This window comes from Solimonas marina, assembly GCF_012241385.1.
Classification (GTDB): domain Bacteria; phylum Pseudomonadota; class Gammaproteobacteria; order Nevskiales; family Nevskiaceae; genus Solimonas; species Solimonas marina.
Genome location: NZ_JAAVXB010000002.1, coordinates 440,229 through 455,578, shown reverse-complemented (window position 1 = coordinate 455,578; position 15,350 = coordinate 440,229). Strand labels below are relative to the sequence as shown.

Below are 15,350 nucleotides of genomic sequence, written 5' to 3'. Positions count from 1 at the left end.
TTGCATCGATTGTCCCGTTGGGACAGTGTTTGCGCTTCACCTGTTTCCGGTCCGCTCTTGTCCAGACGCACCACCCTCGCCTCCTGGGCCGGCGCCATCGCCGCCGCGCTGCGCGCGCGCGGCTGCGCGCCGGAGCCACTGTTTGCCGCCGCCGGCCTCGACATCACGGCGACGCAGATTCCGGGCGCGCGCTTCCCGGTCGCCAGCATGACGCGCCTGTGGCAGCTCGCGGTCGCGCGCAGCGGCGATCCGGCCTTCGGCCTGCAGGTGCCGCCGCACATCCAGCCGGCGACCATGCACGTGCTCGGCCCGGCGCTGCAGGCGAGTCCGACGCTGGGCGATGCCCTGTTGCGCATGGCGCGCTACTCGCGGCTCGTCACCGATGGCGCCGGCCTGCAACTGGAACAGCACGACGATGACGTCGGTGTGGTCTTCGTCCCGCCCGGAGCACCCGTCGTCTATGCCGAGGCCGCCTTCGAGGCGTTCATGGCGGCCATCGCGCAGCTGATGCGCGTCATGGCCGGCCCGCAAGCCGTGCCGTTGCGTTGCGAACTACACCGCGCAGCGCCCAGCGATGCCAGCGTTTACGAGCGCAGCTTTGCCTGCCCGGTACAGTTCGGGCAGGCGCGCCGCCGCCTGCTCTATGCGCGGCCGTTGCTGCAGCGCCCGCTGCCGGATCGCAATCCCGCGCAGGCGCAGCAATTGGAAGCCGATGCTGCGCAGCAGCTGGCGCGCTTCGACGCGACGCCGGTGTCGCGCAGGGTTCGCGAATGGCTGGGCCAGCATCTGCCGGCCGGCGAGCCGGGCCGCGAAACCGTCGCCGCGGCCCTGCATCTGACGCCGCGCACGCTGCTGCGCCGGCTGGCCGCCGAGAACGTCCATTACAAGGCTCTGCTCAACGAGACCCGCTGCGAACTGGCGTTTGCCTATTTGCGGCAAGGGCTGGGCGGCGCGGAAATCACCTACCTGCTCGGCTTCACCGATCCGGCCAACTTCACCCGCGCGTTCCGCCGCTGGACCGGGCAGACACCGCAACAGTGGCGCGCACAGCAGACCTAAGGCAGGCATCGTCGTCGTTGCGTGACGCAGATCGCGCTATCAGGCGGCGTCACGGTTTAAAATCGCCACCGCGCCTCCCGCGGCCCCCTCCAACGCGCTTCCCCTGACCGGAAGCCCGTCCGCCCCCGACGAACCGCTCACCATGCACAGATTGACCCAGGTGCTCTGCCTGCTGGCACCGCTGCTGGTCCTGCCTCCGGCGTACGCGTCGTTCACGCTGGCCAACGACCATCCACCGCAGCCGGAAGCCGTCAGCGCCGCACGCGACGCGCTACGCGCGGCTGCCAAGCAACTGCAGGACGACCATGTCGACGGCGCCTATCAGCAAGCCGTCACGGCCATCGAGGCACCGGGCTTTTCCGGTCTGAGCGGCGACGAAAAGCACGCGGCGTGGGCGCTCGCCGGTTACGCGGCGCTGACGCTGAAGAAGATGAACGAGGCGCGCCGCTATCTCGACGAAGCGACGATCATGCCGCAGGCCAGCGCCTTCGACTGGACCACGCGGCTGCAACGGTCGTACGCCACGGCCGACTATCGCGACAGCGCCATCTGCGTCGCTGCCATCGCCCAACGCTGGCCGCAGGAGCTGGCGCAGATCAACAGCCGCGCGATTCTGCAGATCGAGCGCAAGCTGCACGCCCAGGCCAACGCCGTCCCCCAAGCCGCCACTGACGCCGACGCCGACGCCGGGAGCGACGCCGATAGCGGCGTCACCGATGTGCAGTTGCGCATGCTCGGCGCGCTGTTCGACGCGCACTGGCGGCTCGAAGAGGGCCAGCCCGACTTCCTGTGGATGGACCTCGCACTGCTGCGACTGGCGCGCGGCGACATCGACGGCGCCTCGGCGGCGGCGCTGCGCGTCGAATCGGGCGACAACGTGCTGAGCATGGTCGTCGACCGGCGCTTCGATCCTATCGTCACCGCGCACCCGCAATCTTTCGACGTGGCCAAGGCGGCGGCGGCCGGCATCGCTCTCGCGCAGAAGCGCGTCGCCGAAGACCCAGACTCGCTGGCCAAGCTCAGCGAGCTGCAGCAGCGGTTGCTGCGCATGCGCCGCTTCGACGACGTGCTGGCGAGCAGCGACGCCGTCATCCAGCGCGTCGCCCAGGGCGGCGAGAAAGCCTACCGCGACGCCGACCTGCACTACACCTGGATCCTCGACGGCCGCGCCCGCGCACTGTGGGGTCTGGGCCGCTGGAATGCATCGATCGAACAACTGCGCGCGGCCGCGCAGCGCCCGGAAGTCGGCGGCGGCGCCAACGTCAGCCAGGCCATCAACCTGGGCCATGCGCTGGCACTGCTCGGCCAGCCGGACGCCGCGCTGCAGGCCATCGCCAAGCTCGGCGGCACCAGCCCGTTCGGCCGCATGCAGGCCAACGCCGTGCGCGTGCTCGCCGCCGTCCTGCGCCACGACCCCACCACCGTCGAGCGCACGCTGGCCGAGATGCGCGAACATCGCGACGACGCCATGAGCACCTACGAATTCGCGCTGGTTCAGGCCGGCCGTCTCGACGACGCCGCGCAACTGCTGCGTGAGCGTCTGGCCGACGCGCGCTGGCGCAGCGACGCGCTGACCGACGTGCAGATCTACGCCCGCGTGCCGCAACCGCCGCTGGCCGCCGAATACGAGCGCCGCTGGCGCAGCGTCGTCGCACGGCCCGACGTGCAACAGGCCCTGAACGCCGTCGGCCGCATCGCGTCACCCGTCCTCGGCCCACCGCCCTGGTAAGCACCGTACCGCGGTACCGTCGCTCGTTCGGGATCAGGTCCGCGGCAGGGTGACGCCGCGCTGTCCCTGATACTGGCCGCAAGCGGTGCCGTGCGAGCGCCCCGGCGAGGGACCCGCGCCAGCGGGATCGCCGGCAACGCGAGTCTCGGCGCAGGACCGCGGTACCGTCGCTCGTTCGGGATCAGGTTCTCGGCAGGGTGACGCCGCGCTGTCCCTGATACTGGCCGCAAGCGGTGCCGTGCGAGCGCCCCGGCGAGGGACCCGCGCCAGCGGGATCGCCGGCAACGCGAGTCTCGGCGCAGGACCGCGGTACCGTCGCTCGTTCGGGATCAGGTTCTCGGCAGGGTGACGCCGCGCTGTCCCTGATACTGGCCACAAGCGGTGCCGTGCGAGCGACCCGGCGAGGGGCCCGCGTCAGCGGGATCGCCGGCAACGCGAGTCTCGGCGCAGGACCGCGGCACCGTCGCTCGTTCGGGATCAGGTTCTCGGCAGGGTGACGCCGCGCTGTCCCTGATACTTGCCACCGCGGTCCTTATAAGACGTCTCGCAAACCTCGTCCGACTCGTAGAACAGCATCTGCGCAACGCCTTCGTTCGCGTAGATCTTGGCCGGCAGCGGCGTGGTGTTGGAGAACTCGAGCGTCACGTGGCCTTCCCACTCCGGCTCCAGCGGCGTGACGTTGACGATGATGCCGCAGCGCGCATACGTGCTCTTGCCCAGGCACACCACCAGCGTCGAGCGCGGAATGCGGAAGTACTCGACCGTCCGCGCCAGCGCGAACGAATTCGGCGGGATGATGCAGACGTCGGACTTCACATCGACGAACGAACCCTCGTCGAAATTCTTCGGGTCGACGATCGTCGAATTGATGTTCGTGAAGATCTTGAATTCGTTGGCGCAGCGCACATCGTAGCCATAGCTCGATGTGCCGTAGCTAACGATCTTCTGGTCGTTGACGTAGCGGACCTGACCGGCTTCGTACGGTTCGATCATGCCCTGCGCCGCCATGCGGCGGATCCACTTGTCCGATTTGATGCTCACGCGACGTCCTCGTTTGTCGGCGCGCATTGTAACGGCGCCCAGCGCCGCCGGGCACGGCCACGCCGCCGTCAGGACTTGCAGACCGGGCTGTCGTCGCCGTCCAGTTCGTCGGACAGCAGCCGCTCGGCCGCCAGCCGCCCCTGCAACTGCAGCAGGCAGCCGGGGAAGTTCGTGATCAGCCCGTCGACGTCGATCGCCGACAAGGCCGTCAGCGCGTCCAGCGTATCGACCGTCCACGGCACCACCTGCTTGTCGACCGCGTGGGCCCGCTCCACGTAAGCCGCATCGACCCCAGGCAGGCTGGCCGACGGCGCGACAAACTCATGCCCGCTGCGCACCGCCTTGTTCAGCGCGCCCTGCGCGGTCGGAATCCCGGACGTGAGGTAGAGCGTGCGGATCGTCGGGTCCAGCGCCTTGACCCGGTCGATGCCGGCGGCGCTGAACGACTGCACGATGATGCGGTCCTGAATGCCGCTGGCCTGGATCAGCGGCACCAGCGCATCGGCCTCGGCGGCAGCGGCCAGCTGATCCTTCAGCTCGATCGTCACCGTCGGCCGGTAGTCGCCGTCGAACGACGCCGCGTAGGCAAACAATTCCGCCACCGTCGGCACCGTCACGCCGAGTCCGCGCGCCGGATGCGGCAAGCTGTCGTCGGCCGAGGTCGTGCCCTGCCCCGGCGAGAACCAGTAGCCGGCGTCGCAAGCCTCGACCTCGGCAAACGTCATCGCCGTGACTCGGCCTGAGCAGTCCGAGGTGCGCGACAGTGTCTCGTCGTGCAGCAGCACGAACACGCCGTCGGCGGTCTGCCAGGCGTCGGTTTCGAAATCGTCCACGCCCAGCCGCGCAGCATTGCGATAGGCCATCATCGTGTTCTCCGGCGCGTAGGCCGCACCGCCGCGATGCGCCGAGACATAAGGCCCATCGCTGAGGCCCATCGTCGCATCCGAACCGCCACCACCGCAGGCCGCCAGCCACAAGGCCAACAGCGCCAACGCGGGCCACGCCCGATTCCCTGCTCGCATCCCCGCCCCCTGATCCCAGGCCAGCCGACATCAAAGCCGGAATGGCGCAAAGGGGGCGAAACCTAGCGCAGCGAGTTTGCCGGTGCGTGACGCCGTACCGGAACGACAGAAATCCGTCAGGCGCGGCACACTGAGCGCATCCCGCCGTTCGGCCATCAACATTCATCGCCCCGCCGCATGCCGACCCCAGCCGTCATCCGCCGCGCCACCGCCGCCGACGCCGTATCGCTCTGGGACCTCCGCAGCGCCGCGATCGACCACGGATGCCGGACGCACTACGCGGGCGAACTGATCGACGCCTGGCTGGCCACGCCCATGCCGGCCAGCTTCGGGAACCGATTGGAGCGCGAACCGTTCCTGCTGGCCGTTGATCGCGACGCCATCGTCGGCTTCGCCGGGCTCAAGCTCGGCACTCGCGAGCTCGACGCCCTGTTCGTCCACCCGCAACACGCCGGTCGTGGCCACGGCCAACACTTACTACGCGAAGCCGAACAACTCGCCCGGCAACTCGGGCTGCACGAGCTCCACCTGAAGGCCTCGCTGAACGCGGTGGCGTTCTACGAGGCTGCCGGCTATCGAATAGGCGAAGCCGGCGTTCACATCACCGGCACCGGCCTGCGCATCGGCTGCCGGAACATGGACAAGCGGCTGAAGGCCGACGACGCGCCGCCGCGCGACGCTACGTGAAAGCGGTCCGCGCGCAACCCCCGACTCGAGCCCTAATCACCCGACGCCTCCATCGCCTTGCGGTATCGGTGCTCCTGCACGAACCACATGACGGCGCCGTAAAGCCCGCCAGCGCATAGCCACAGGATCGCGCACTCCGGCACCGAGAGCTTCGGGTGCGGAACGAAAAACGTCATCGCCACAAACATTGGCACGCCCCAGGCCAGAACGCCCGCCAAGCCGATGAAGCGCAGCATCCCGCCGTCGCGACGCTTCTTCCAGCGCTCGATTTCCTTGGGCTTCATTGGGGGTTCCAAATGGACGACGTCGTCACGATAACGGCGAGTCTTACGATTACAAGCGAGCCGCCGCCGTTGGCATTACCGCGCAACGATGGACCGCGAATGCTCGTGCAACCAGGCCTCTTGCTCCGCTGTGTCAGGAACCGCAACCCGGCGAGCTTTGGACACGAGCGCAAAGGCATCCTGCACGCCATAGCCACAGTGCAGCAGCACACCCGCGGCGACCAAACCGGAGCGACCAATACCTGCCCGGCAATGAATGACCAAGTCGTCCCCACTCGCAATTCGCTCTTGGGCGCGCTTCGTGATCGCGCGAAATGACGGGACGCCAGGAGGAACACCACGATCTGGAATTGGATAATGGATGAATTCGACACCGCATCCTTCACAGATATCGGCCTCTCGCGCCAACCCCAGTTCATAGGCCTCTCGGGTTTCGAGCAACGACATCACCGTTCGTATTCCCGCTGCAGCCAAGGCTGCTAATTCCGCATCCAGCCATTCCGATGCCGGCTTTGCCATGACAGCGAGCACCCCACCGCCGATACGCTCCACCTTGTAGATCTGAGGTCGCATGCATCTATGCCCGGTGTTTCATGACGCGCGTGATCGGTGCGTCGATATTGCCGGCAAGCGGATCACTGCACGCCGCCCTCGCGAGAAGCAGAGAAATGGAATGCGTCGAGACTTTAATTCGGTAGCTCGCATCCACTCGCAGCTCACCCCTGAGACCAGCGCATCGATTGCGCGGCGCTTCGATTTCAAGAAATACCAGGCCCGGCACGCTCGCATCGACGCGACTCCTCTCGGGATCGTGCGGCGATGCACGACAGCGCGCGGTTGCAGTAGCCGAGTGGCTGGGTGCCAGCGTCAATCTGACGAGGCACTCGACCGCGACACCACGGCCAAGCCGCTCGTATCTCAACAGCTTTTCGTCCGCAACGCCCACCGCCACCGTGATTGGCGCTTCACTCAAAGACACGTGCGTCAGATAAAGCAACGATTGGAAGCGCTGCCTCACGATCCGTATGTCTTTTGGCTCTGGCTTTTCGATGATCTTCGGCAGCAGATCGATTTCCAGTTCCCTCACGCCGATTTCCTGCGCGAGCCGACAAAGCTTGCATACCGCCCAATATCCGTCCGCATCGTTGCTCCGACTCACGAATACCGAAGCAAGGGGGCAAGCTCATGTTCTTTGCGCACAAAGCTGGAGTTCAGCGGCGCGAGCCAGCTCATCCGCCTGAAACGAAATATTAGAGCTCGACAACGTGAACATCACCAGCGAGCTCCCCTGAAAGTTGCTCAGCAAGAAAAACTGCATCCTGAAGGGACTCATCTGCACCATGAGAGGCGGTGAGCATGAAGTACGGATTGGACCCATCCCCCACGCACAGTTCATCAATGACTTCTTCGATTCTTGCCGCATCAACGCCAACCACGCCGACATAGCCGACCCATTCCTGCATCCATTGCGTCACGAGCCTTTCCAACTCTGGGCGATAGCCTTGCAGTGAGTGAAGAACAATTTTTCGTATGCCGGTCATTGGGCTCTGGCGGCGATTAGAAGACCGCAGAGTTTGCACATACATCAAACGTGCCACTAGGAGGTAATGTCCCCCGACATCTCGCCACCTTTTGACGTGTCAACACAGGGCGCAACTCTCGGCTGATGATGCCGAAGCGGTTCGGGGCTGTTCCAGTAGAAAAAGTGCGTTATGAGGTCTGCATCACGCTTTTCTTGCGGGCGGATCAATTGAAGCCACAAGCACCGACCGAAGGCACCCGCACATCGGCCGATCGGATCGCATGAACCGGTACCTGGATGCTCACACGCTGCGCTCAACGCCGGCACAGCGGCGCGTCCGGCTCGCCGAGTTCTTCCGGCATCAGTCGCGCCGTGGTGAGGCGGCCTTCGAGTTTCAGGAGGCAGGCTGGGAAGTTGCTGATGATGCCGTCGACGCCGTAGCCGACCATGCGCTGGACGTCGGCCTGAGTGTCGATGGTCCACGGCACGACCTTGCGGCCGGCGTCGTGGGCGACCTGGACGTAGGCGGCGTCGAAGCCGGCCATGCCGGCGTCGGGGGCGATGAAGTCGTGGCCGCCGTGTACGGCTTCGATCAAGGCCGGGCGCAGGGTGCCGGGCTCGTCGACGAGGTAGAGCGTGCGGATGCTGGGGTCGAGCTGTTTGACGCGATCAATGCCGACGCGGCTGAACGACTGGACGATGATGCGGTTCTTGATGTCGCTGTTCTGGATCAGCGGCACCAGCGCCTCGGCCTCGCGCACGGCAGCGAGCTTGTCCTTGATCTCGATCGTGACCGTCGGCCGGTAGTCGCCCTGGAACGACGCGGCGAAGGCGAACAGCTCCTTGGCGCTGGGAATGCGCGCGCCACGGCCGCGCGCCGGATGCGGCAGCGCCGGATCGGGATGCGTAACGCCCTGCCCCGGCGTGAACCACCAGCCGGCGTCACACTCACGCAATTCGGCCCAGGTCTTGGCGGTGACCGGTCCTTTGCAGTTGGTGGTGCGGCTCAGATCCTGATCGTGAATCAGCACCAGCGCGCCGTCGGCCGAGAGCCAGCTGTCGGTCTCGAAGTCGTCGACATGCAGGCGCGCCGCATTGCGAAACGCCATCATCGTGTTTTCCGGCGCGTAGGCCGCGCCGCCGCGATGGGCGGAAACGTAGGGCTGGGCGCTGGCCAGCGCCGGAACGCTCAGCAAGGCGGCGGCGAGTATCCGCATGGCGGTCACGGTGTCACGCTCCATGGACGATGCGGCACCGGCGCCGCGGCTTGCATCGTGACCGATGCGGCACGATCCTGCACTCCCCCACCCGAACCAGGAACTGCCGGCATGAGCACGACCGCCAACCACCGCAGCGCCGATCATCCGATCGATCTCGTGTTTCTCGAACGCTGGTCGCCGCGCGCGTTTGCGCCGGACGCGATCACACAAGACGAGCTGATGACGCTGTTCGAGGCAGCGCGCTGGGCACCGTCTTCATACAACTCGCAGCCGTGGCGCTTCGTTTACGCGCGCCGCGATACGCCGCACTGGGCGCGTCTGCTCGGCGTGCTCAATGAGTTCAATCAGTCGTGGGCGCAGCACGCCGCGGCGATCGCGGTGATCGCATCGAAGAAGACGATGGCGCTGCCCGGCAAGAGCGACGAGGTGCCGTCGCACAGCCATTCGTTCGACGCCGGCGCGGCCTGGGCGTCGCTGGCGCTGCAGGCGGCCAAGCTCGGCTGGCAGGCGCACGGCATGGTTGGCATCGACTTCGCGCGTGCCGCCAGCGAGTTGAAGATTCCGGACAGTTATCGCATCGAAGCAGCGTTTGCGATCGGCAAGCCCGGCGACAAGTCGCAGCTGCCGGAAGCACTGCAGGCGCGCGAAACGCCGAGCCCGCGCGAGCCGCTGGCGAAGACGGTGTTCGAAGGGGTGTTCAGCGGCTGAGCGCCGCCACGCCGTCACCCCAGCGCGCGCGACCTGCGACGCGCTGGGGTGACGAAACCGCAGGCCGTGATCAGGCCTTGAGGCGCGCCGCGATCGCGGCCACGCGCGCGGCGTACTGCTTCACCGTTTCCAGATCGCCGACGGACATCTCGTCGACACCGGCATCCGACGGCGACTGCAACAGCGCACCGAGCGAACCGCCCAGATTGTTGACGTCGCTGCGGGTCGCGGCCTTGCTGTTGGCCGGCAGCATGCCGAGGCTGACCCAGATGCCGCCGTGCTGCGACGCCAGCGTCTGCAGATAGATCAACGAGACTTGCTTGTCGCCGTTGAGGCTGGCGCTGTTGGTGAAGCCGCCGAACACCTTGTCATTCCAGGCACGCGTGAACCACTTCTTCGACGTGGCGTCGGCGAACTTCTTAAATTGCCAGGCCACCGAGCCCATATAGGTCGGCGAGCCGAAGACGATGGCGTCGGCGGCATCGAGCGCCTCCCAGTCGGCGTCGGTCACGTTGCCTTCACCGTCGATTTCGATCAGCGCCGCATCGGCGCCCTGTGCGGCCGCTTCGGCAGCGCGCTTGGTGTGACCGTAGCCCGAGAAATAGACAACAACCGTCTTTGCCATGGGAACTCCTGATGAAAGTTGGAACCTCGCGAGAGGTTGGCCAGATGGTATATTTTTGATACCAACATAAAAAGGAGTTACCTCGTGGTAACCGGTTACGAACAGGACACCGCGGTGGCCGCCGAGCCTCGCGACGACGGCGGCGCGGCGATGCCATACAGCGTGCAGGCCAAGGACTGCCCGGCACGCATGGTGTTCGACCGACTCGCCGACAAATGGTCGCTGCTGATCGTCAAGGTCTTGCGCCAGGGGCCTTGCCGCTTCAATCAGCTACGGCGCGAGATCGAGGGCATCTCGCAAAAGGCATTGAGTCAGACGCTGCAAAAGCTGGAGCGCGATGGCGTGGTCGACCGCAAGGCCTTCGCCACCGTGCCGGTGACGGTGGAATATTCGCTGACCACGCTCGGCCGCGGTTTGTCGGACCTGATCCAGCCGCTGGCGGCCTGGGCCGAGCAGCACATCGAGCAGGTGCAGCGTGCACAGCAGCGCTACGACCGGCGCCGTACAGCGCGCACCGCAAGTCACGACTGAGACGCGCTTGCCGTCCGACGCCGACGAAACAGCGCGTCAGTCGTCGCTGATTTCGATGGTCGGGAAGTCGGCGGCCGGCGTGCCGTAGGCCAGCTGCGCCGCGGCACGGCGCGCGATCTGCCGATAAGTCTGCGCGGCCTCGCCATCCGGCGCGGCAACGACGATCGGCTGGCCGTTGTCGGCCTGCTCACGTATCGGCGTCGACAGCGGCAACTGGCCGAGCAATTCCACGCCGTACTGCGCCGCCATGCGCTCGCCGCCACCCTGGCCGAAGATGTAGTCGCGATGGTCGCCGCAGTCGTACCACGCCATGTTCTCGACGATGCCGAGCACCGGCACCTCGACGCGACGGAACATCTGCAGCCCCTTCTTGGCGTCGAGCAGTGCGATCTCCTGTGGCGTGGTGACGATCACCGCACCGCTGACCGGGATGCGCTGCGACAGCGTCAGCTGGATGTCGCCGGTGCCGGGCGGCAGGTCGATGACGAGATATTCGACGTCGTCCCAGATCGTTTCATTGAGCAACTGGCCCAGCGCCTGCGTGACCATCGGACCGCGCCAGATCATCGGCTGGTCTTCGTCGACCAGATAGCCGATCGACATGGTCTGGATGCCGTGCGCCGGCACCGGATTCATGCGCTTGCCGTCCGGCGAGGTCGGCCGCGCGCTGCTGACGCCGAACATGCGCGGTTGGCTGGGGCCGTAGATGTCCGCGTCGAGCAGGCCGACACGCGCGCCTTCGGCGTGCAGCGCCAGCGCTAGGTTGGCGGCGACCGTCGATTTGCCGACGCCGCCCTTGCCGCTGGCCACCGCGATGATGTTGCGAATGCCGGGCAGCGTCTGCAGATTGGCGCGCGCGCCGTGCGTGTCGATGCGCTTGCCGATCGCCAGCTCGGCGATCAGGCCGAGTTCGGCATTGAGTTTGGCGCCGAGTTCCTGCGCCAGATCGGCACTGATGCCCTGCACCGGAAAGCCGAGTTCGATCACCACCTGCGCGGTATCGTCCTGCACCTCGGCGCGGGCCACGGCGCCGGCAGCGACCAGGCCGCGACCGATCAGCGGATGAACGTAGGAATCGAGGACGGACAGCAGTTGATCGCGGGTGACGGACATCGGCGGTGCGGACATCGAAAAGCGGGGCCGCGCAGTCTACACCCGCAGGCGATACGCCGGCCGGAGCGGCCGGCCGCCGCGCTCAGAACAGGTCGACCGTGCCCGCTTCCATCGAGACCTGCGCCACCGGCTGATGCAGCGGCTTGCGCCAGTCCTCGGCGCCGGCGGCCTTGGCCGTCGGCGTGTTGGCGTCGTTTTCGAGTTCGCTGCCGATCGCCTCGACGCGCTTGGCATGCGCGGCAGCGGTGCCGAGCGCCTGCGTCGAGATGTCCTCGAACTGCAGGCAGCGCACGGCGCGGCCGACCGCCTCGCTGATCTGGGCGCGCGCATCGGAGACCGTGCGCAGGCTGCCGGACAGACCGTCGTTGATGGCATCCACCTGGCCGAGCAACTGGCGCACCTCGTCGTGCGCACCGCTGCTCAGCGTGCTGTCGCGCGTCGCCATCTCGCCGACGGTGTCACGCACGCGGGCAATCGCGTCCTTGGACACCGAAACCAGCTTGCGGATCTGTTCGTTGAAGTTGGTGGAGCGTTCCGACAGCGAGCGCACTTCCTCGGCGACCACCGCGAAGCCGCGGCCCGCCTCGCCGGCGCGCGCGGCTTCGATGGCCGCGTTGAGCGCCAGCAGATTGGTCTGATCGGCGATCGTCTTGACGTCACCCAGCAGTTCAAAAATAGCGTCGAGGTGCTTGACCATTTCGTCGATCTGCTCGACGGTCGCAACGCTCTGGCGGCTGACGTCGGACAGCGATTCGGCCAGCCCGCGCATCAGCTCCACCGCGGTTTCGGCGAAGCGGCGCACGTCGGTGGTCGCGCCGGCCGAGCCGTCGCGGGCCAGAATGGAGGCCACCGCCTGCTCCTGCACGCGGGCATGGCGGTCCATCTCATTGAAGGCGGCGCCGAGCTGGCGCACCGCATCGTTGATCAGGCCACGGACGCGATCGACTTCCGAGGCAGCGGCCAGCGCTTCCTGCATCAGCCCGCCGCGCATCTCGCGCAGGCTGCTGGCACGGCGCTCGCTTTGCGATTCGAGCCGTGCGATGTCGAGCTGCTGCTGCTGGACACGCTGCATCTGCATCACCGCCAGCGCGCCCCAGGCAGCCGCCGCGGCCAGGCCGCTGAGCCAGACCCAGGCCCCGCCATTCGCCAGCAGCAGCACCGCGACGTGTACGACCGTCAGCGCGGCGGGTACCGCCAGCGGCTTCCACGGCAAGAAAGGCATACGGATACTCCTGATGAAAACCAAGGTCATGCTGTTCTGGTATCGGCCACGACGGAGCAGGCTTTAGCGCCGCTCAGGCCGCCGCATCGTTCAACAGCTGTTCGGCGATGGCGTCGAGCGGCAGGACGCGCTCGGCGGCGCCGAGCTTGTGCGCTGCGCCGGGCATGCCCCAGACGATGCTGCTGGCCTCGTCCTGGACCAGCGTGCGCGCGCCGGTCTCGCGCAGCGCCAGCAGGCCACGTGCGCCGTCGTCGCCCATGCCGGTCAGCACCGCGGCGGCAACGTTGGCGCCGGCGTGACGTGCCAGCGAATCGAACATCACGTCGACGCTCGGACGATGCCGGTTGACCGGCGCGCCATCCGACAAGCGGCAGACATAACGGGCGCCATCGCGCGCCACCAGCAGATGCCGGTCGCCCGGCGCAACGTAGGCATGACCCGGCACGATCGGCTGGCCGTCCTGCGCCTCGCAGACCGACATCGCCGATGTGCGATTGAGCCGCGCCGCGAACGGACCGCTGAACGCGGCCGGGATGTGTTGGGTGATGACCACCGCCGGGCCGTCCGGCGGCATGCGCTCGAGCACCTCGCGAATCGCCTCGGTGCCACCGGTCGACGCGCCGATCGCGATCAGGCGGTCGGTGGTGCGGAACGGCCGCCGCAGACGCGGCGCGACGCCCGTGCTGCTGCGTGCGTTGCGCGGCCGTGCGCGGCCGATGGTGCGCACTTTCTCGCGCAGCTGATCGGCGTAGGCATTGAGGCCGGCGCGCACATCGAGCTTGGGTTTGGTGACGAAGTCGACGGCACCGAGTTCGAGCGCCTGCAGCGTCACGTCGGCACCGGCCTCGGTCAGCGACGACACCATCAGCACCGGCATCGGGTGCAGGCGCATGAGGTTGTCGAGGAAGGTCAGGCCGTCCATGCGCGGCATTTCCACGTCCAGCGTCAACACGTCCGGATGCAGCTGCTTGATCTTGTCGCGCGCCACATACGGATCGCTGGCGACGCCGACCACCTCGATCTGCGGATCGGCCGACAGGATCTCCGTCATCAGGCCGCGGACCAGCGCCGAGTCGTCGACGATCAGCACTTTGGTTTTCATGGGACCATCCTCAGAAAAGCTCGACGGAGCCGGTAGCCGGCTTCGCGCGCAGACGGCTCAGATAACGGGTTTCGTCAGCGGCGACGCTGGCGCGTTCGGCGGCCGGCAGGCGTTTGACCAGTGCCCGGCCGGTGGCCGGAAAGAAGTGCACGCGGCGCGGCACGATGTCGCCGAGATCGCTGCCGAGCACGTTGATGCGCTCGGCCGCCAGGTAGTCGAGGACGAACTGTGCATTGCGTTCGCCGACGTTGCCGACCTTCATGCTCGGCAACACGGCGGCGCCGCCAAAGACCTTGGCCTGCAGCCGTTGCCGCGCGGCACCGCGCTTGAGCAGCTCGTTGATCAACACTTCCATTGCATAGCTGCCGTAGCGAGCCGATTCGCCGCTGGCGCCGTCGACGCCCGGCAACAGGAAATGGTTCATGCCGCCTACACGTGCCAGTGGGTCGTGCACGCACGCCGCCACGCACGAGCCGAGCAAGGTCACCAGCATCCGCGCGTCGGCGGCCACCGCGTAATCGCCGGGCAGCACCTTGGCCGCGTACGCGTCGAAACGCGAGTCGTAGTACGTCCCGGCCGGGCCGGCACGTCTGGCATCGAGCACGGCCATCGCTCAGGCCCGCCGGTAAACGGTGCGGCCACAGGGGCGCACCAGATCGGCCGCGTGGAAGAAGCTTTCCGAATGCCCGGCGAACAGCAGGCCGTCGTCGGCCAGCAAGGGCACCAGCCGCGACAACACACCGTGCTGGGTCGGCTTGTCGAAATAGATCATCACGTTGCGGCAGAAGATGCCGGTATATGCGCCTTTCAGCGGCCAGCGCGTATCGAGCAGGTTGAGCTGGCGGAAGCTCACCAGCGCACGCAGCGATTCGCTGACCCGGCACTCCCCGGCGTGTGCGCCGCTGCCGCGCAGGAAGAAGCGACGCACGCGCGCTTCGTCGAGCCGCGCAATGCGCTCCAGCGGATAGATGCCGCGCTCGCCGTGAGCGAGCACCTGCGTGTCGAGATCGGTGGCGAGAATGCGCACCGGCGGATTCAGCGTGCCGAATGCCTCGCAGGCCGCCATCGCGATCGAATACGGCTCCTCGCCGGTCGATGCCGCCGACGACCAAAGCAGCAGCGGCCGCCGCGCAGGCGTGCGCAGCAACAGCTCCTTGAGCGTGTCGAAATGATGCGCCTCGCGGAAGAACGACGTCAGATTGGTGGTCAAGGCATTGGTGAACGCCTCCCACTCCGGATCGTGGATATCGCCGAGCCGATCCAGATAGTCGGTGAACGACTTGAGGCCGAGCGCGCGCAGGCGCCGCGACAAGCGGCTGTAGACCATGTCGCGCTTGCTCGACGCCAGCGCGATGCCGGCGCGGCTGTGAATCATCGTGCAGATGCGCTCGAAGTCGCGGGCGGTGAACGCAAACTCGCGCTCGCCGCCCGCCGTCGGTACCGCTTCAGTCACCGCGCTGCTCATGGGCCTGCGCTCCGTGGCGT

General features: G+C 67.0%; 18 protein-coding genes. 5 read left to right on the top strand and 13 right to left on the bottom strand.

Annotation, left to right across the window (positions count from 1 at the left end; translation table 11 throughout):
- Positions 1-57 precede the first annotated feature (57 nt).
- Together G7Y82_RS05360 and G7Y82_RS05355 are read left to right on the top strand one after the other, a co-directional pair.
- Complete coding sequence (locus G7Y82_RS05360; RefSeq protein ID WP_168146975.1) at positions 58-1,059, top strand: AraC family transcriptional regulator; 1,002 nt, start codon at positions 58-60, stop codon at positions 1,057-1,059.
- A gap of 142 nt (positions 1,060-1,201) precedes the next feature.
- Positions 1,202-2,788 carry a hypothetical protein gene (locus G7Y82_RS05355; protein WP_168146974.1) on the top strand — a complete coding sequence of 529 codons (1,587 nt, stop codon included), beginning with the start codon at positions 1,202-1,204 and terminating at the stop codon, positions 2,786-2,788.
- A gap of 477 nt (positions 2,789-3,265) precedes the next feature.
- Here G7Y82_RS05355 and dcd read toward each other — a convergent pair whose 3' ends face one another.
- Both dcd and G7Y82_RS05345 read right to left on the bottom strand, forming a co-directional pair.
- A complete protein-coding gene (gene dcd / locus G7Y82_RS05350) occupies positions 3,266-3,829 on the bottom strand; it encodes a dCTP deaminase (protein ID WP_168146973.1) in 564 nt (187 codons plus the stop codon).
- 68 nt (positions 3,830-3,897) lie between these two features.
- Entirely contained in the window at positions 3,898-4,851 is a 954-nt protein-coding gene (locus G7Y82_RS05345; protein ID WP_168146972.1) for a glycerophosphodiester phosphodiesterase, read from the bottom strand.
- Positions 4,852-5,028: 177 nt separating this feature from the next.
- Between G7Y82_RS05345 and G7Y82_RS05340 the strand changes: the two genes are divergently transcribed.
- On the top strand, positions 5,029-5,538 hold the full coding sequence (locus tag G7Y82_RS05340; protein ID WP_168146971.1) for a GNAT family N-acetyltransferase: 510 nt from the start codon (positions 5,029-5,031) through the stop codon (positions 5,536-5,538).
- A 32-nt stretch (positions 5,539-5,570) separates the two neighbouring features.
- Here the strand turns inward: G7Y82_RS05340 and G7Y82_RS05335 are convergent, their stop codons facing one another.
- The 5 genes from G7Y82_RS05335 to G7Y82_RS05315 all read right to left on the bottom strand — a co-directional run bounded on the left by G7Y82_RS05335 (position 5,571) and on the right by G7Y82_RS05315 (position 8,585).
- Positions 5,571-5,822 carry a hypothetical protein gene (locus tag G7Y82_RS05335; RefSeq protein WP_168146970.1) on the bottom strand — a complete coding sequence of 84 codons (252 nt, stop codon included), beginning with the start codon at positions 5,820-5,822 and terminating at the stop codon, positions 5,571-5,573.
- Positions 5,823-5,897: 75 nt separating this feature from the next.
- The gene (locus tag G7Y82_RS05330) at positions 5,898-6,395 is read right to left on the bottom strand and encodes a protein-tyrosine phosphatase family protein (protein WP_168146969.1); all 498 of its coding nucleotides are present in this window, start codon (positions 6,393-6,395) and stop codon (positions 5,898-5,900) included.
- Positions 6,396-6,399: 4 nt separating this feature from the next.
- Positions 6,400-6,909 carry a hypothetical protein gene (locus tag G7Y82_RS05325; RefSeq protein ID WP_168146968.1) on the bottom strand — a complete coding sequence of 170 codons (510 nt, stop codon included), beginning with the start codon at positions 6,907-6,909 and terminating at the stop codon, positions 6,400-6,402.
- Between the two features lie 163 nt (positions 6,910-7,072).
- Positions 7,073-7,363, bottom strand: a complete 291-nt coding sequence (locus G7Y82_RS05320) for a hypothetical protein (protein WP_168146967.1) — start codon at positions 7,361-7,363, stop codon at positions 7,073-7,075.
- Positions 7,364-7,658: 295 nt separating this feature from the next.
- Positions 7,659-8,585 (bottom strand): glycerophosphodiester phosphodiesterase, encoded by a 927-nt coding sequence (locus G7Y82_RS05315; protein WP_168146966.1) that lies wholly within the window; start codon positions 8,583-8,585, stop codon positions 7,659-7,661.
- Between the two features lie 87 nt (positions 8,586-8,672).
- On the opposite strand from G7Y82_RS05315, the gene G7Y82_RS05310 reads away from it, so the two are divergent.
- Positions 8,673-9,272, top strand: a complete 600-nt coding sequence (locus G7Y82_RS05310; RefSeq protein ID WP_168146965.1) for a nitroreductase family protein — start codon at positions 8,673-8,675, stop codon at positions 9,270-9,272.
- A gap of 70 nt (positions 9,273-9,342) precedes the next feature.
- Here the strand turns inward: G7Y82_RS05310 and G7Y82_RS05305 are convergent, their stop codons facing one another.
- The gene (locus G7Y82_RS05305) at positions 9,343-9,897 is read right to left on the bottom strand and encodes a flavodoxin family protein (protein WP_168146964.1); all 555 of its coding nucleotides are present in this window, start codon (positions 9,895-9,897) and stop codon (positions 9,343-9,345) included.
- A 150-nt stretch (positions 9,898-10,047) separates the two neighbouring features.
- Between G7Y82_RS05305 and G7Y82_RS05300 the strand changes: the two genes are divergently transcribed.
- Positions 10,048-10,428, top strand: coding sequence for a winged helix-turn-helix transcriptional regulator (locus G7Y82_RS05300; RefSeq protein WP_168147152.1), 381 nt, complete (start codon positions 10,048-10,050; stop codon positions 10,426-10,428).
- Between the two features lie 36 nt (positions 10,429-10,464).
- Here G7Y82_RS05300 and apbC read toward each other — a convergent pair whose 3' ends face one another.
- The 5 genes from apbC to G7Y82_RS05275 form a co-directional block, all read right to left on the bottom strand.
- Positions 10,465-11,541: an iron-sulfur cluster carrier protein ApbC gene (apbC, locus tag G7Y82_RS05295; protein ID WP_240954082.1), complete on the bottom strand. Its 1,077-nt coding sequence runs from the start codon at positions 11,539-11,541 to the stop codon at positions 10,465-10,467.
- 82 nt (positions 11,542-11,623) lie between these two features.
- The gene (locus G7Y82_RS05290) at positions 11,624-12,763 is read right to left on the bottom strand and encodes a methyl-accepting chemotaxis protein (protein ID WP_240954081.1); all 1,140 of its coding nucleotides are present in this window, start codon (positions 12,761-12,763) and stop codon (positions 11,624-11,626) included.
- Positions 12,764-12,836: 73 nt separating this feature from the next.
- Positions 12,837-13,865, bottom strand: coding sequence for a protein-glutamate methylesterase/protein-glutamine glutaminase (locus tag G7Y82_RS05285; RefSeq protein WP_168146961.1), 1,029 nt, complete (start codon positions 13,863-13,865; stop codon positions 12,837-12,839).
- 10 nt (positions 13,866-13,875) lie between these two features.
- Positions 13,876-14,469 (bottom strand): chemoreceptor glutamine deamidase CheD, encoded by a 594-nt coding sequence (gene cheD / locus G7Y82_RS05280; protein ID WP_366515614.1) that lies wholly within the window; start codon positions 14,467-14,469, stop codon positions 13,876-13,878.
- A gap of 9 nt (positions 14,470-14,478) precedes the next feature.
- A complete protein-coding gene (locus tag G7Y82_RS05275) occupies positions 14,479-15,330 on the bottom strand; it encodes a CheR family methyltransferase (protein ID WP_168146959.1) in 852 nt (283 codons plus the stop codon).
- Between the last annotated feature and the right edge of the window lie 20 nt (positions 15,331-15,350).

What these genes read in the sequence shown, in the direction of transcription:
- G7Y82_RS05320 (WP_168146967.1), bottom strand. Translation starts at nt 7,363, where the DNA reads ATGACCGGCATACGAAAAATTGTTCTTCACTCACTGCAAGGCTATCGC.
- apbC (WP_240954082.1), bottom strand. Translation starts at nt 11,541, where the DNA reads ATGTCCGTCACCCGCGATCAACTGCTGTCCGTCCTCGATTCCTACGTT.
- G7Y82_RS05315 (WP_168146966.1), bottom strand. Translation starts at nt 8,585, where the DNA reads ATGGAGCGTGACACCGTGACCGCCATGCGGATACTCGCCGCCGCCTTG.
- G7Y82_RS05345 (WP_168146972.1), bottom strand. Translation starts at nt 4,851, where the DNA reads ATGCGAGCAGGGAATCGGGCGTGGCCCGCGTTGGCGCTGTTGGCCTTG.
- G7Y82_RS05340 (WP_168146971.1), top strand. Translation starts at nt 5,029, where the DNA reads ATGCCGACCCCAGCCGTCATCCGCCGCGCCACCGCCGCCGACGCCGTA.
- G7Y82_RS05305 (WP_168146964.1), bottom strand. Translation starts at nt 9,897, where the DNA reads ATGGCAAAGACGGTTGTTGTCTATTTCTCGGGCTACGGTCACACCAAG.
- G7Y82_RS05300 (WP_168147152.1), top strand. Translation starts at nt 10,048, where the DNA reads ATGCCATACAGCGTGCAGGCCAAGGACTGCCCGGCACGCATGGTGTTC.
- G7Y82_RS05335 (WP_168146970.1), bottom strand. Translation starts at nt 5,822, where the DNA reads ATGAAGCCCAAGGAAATCGAGCGCTGGAAGAAGCGTCGCGACGGCGGG.
- G7Y82_RS05355 (WP_168146974.1), top strand. Translation starts at nt 1,202, where the DNA reads ATGCACAGATTGACCCAGGTGCTCTGCCTGCTGGCACCGCTGCTGGTC.
- G7Y82_RS05285 (WP_168146961.1), bottom strand. Translation starts at nt 13,865, where the DNA reads ATGAAAACCAAAGTGCTGATCGTCGACGACTCGGCGCTGGTCCGCGGC.
- G7Y82_RS05310 (WP_168146965.1), top strand. Translation starts at nt 8,673, where the DNA reads ATGAGCACGACCGCCAACCACCGCAGCGCCGATCATCCGATCGATCTC.
- G7Y82_RS05330 (WP_168146969.1), bottom strand. Translation starts at nt 6,395, where the DNA reads ATGCGACCTCAGATCTACAAGGTGGAGCGTATCGGCGGTGGGGTGCTC.
- G7Y82_RS05275 (WP_168146959.1), bottom strand. Translation starts at nt 15,330, where the DNA reads ATGAGCAGCGCGGTGACTGAAGCGGTACCGACGGCGGGCGGCGAGCGC.
- G7Y82_RS05290 (WP_240954081.1), bottom strand. Translation starts at nt 12,763, where the DNA reads ATGCCTTTCTTGCCGTGGAAGCCGCTGGCGGTACCCGCCGCGCTGACG.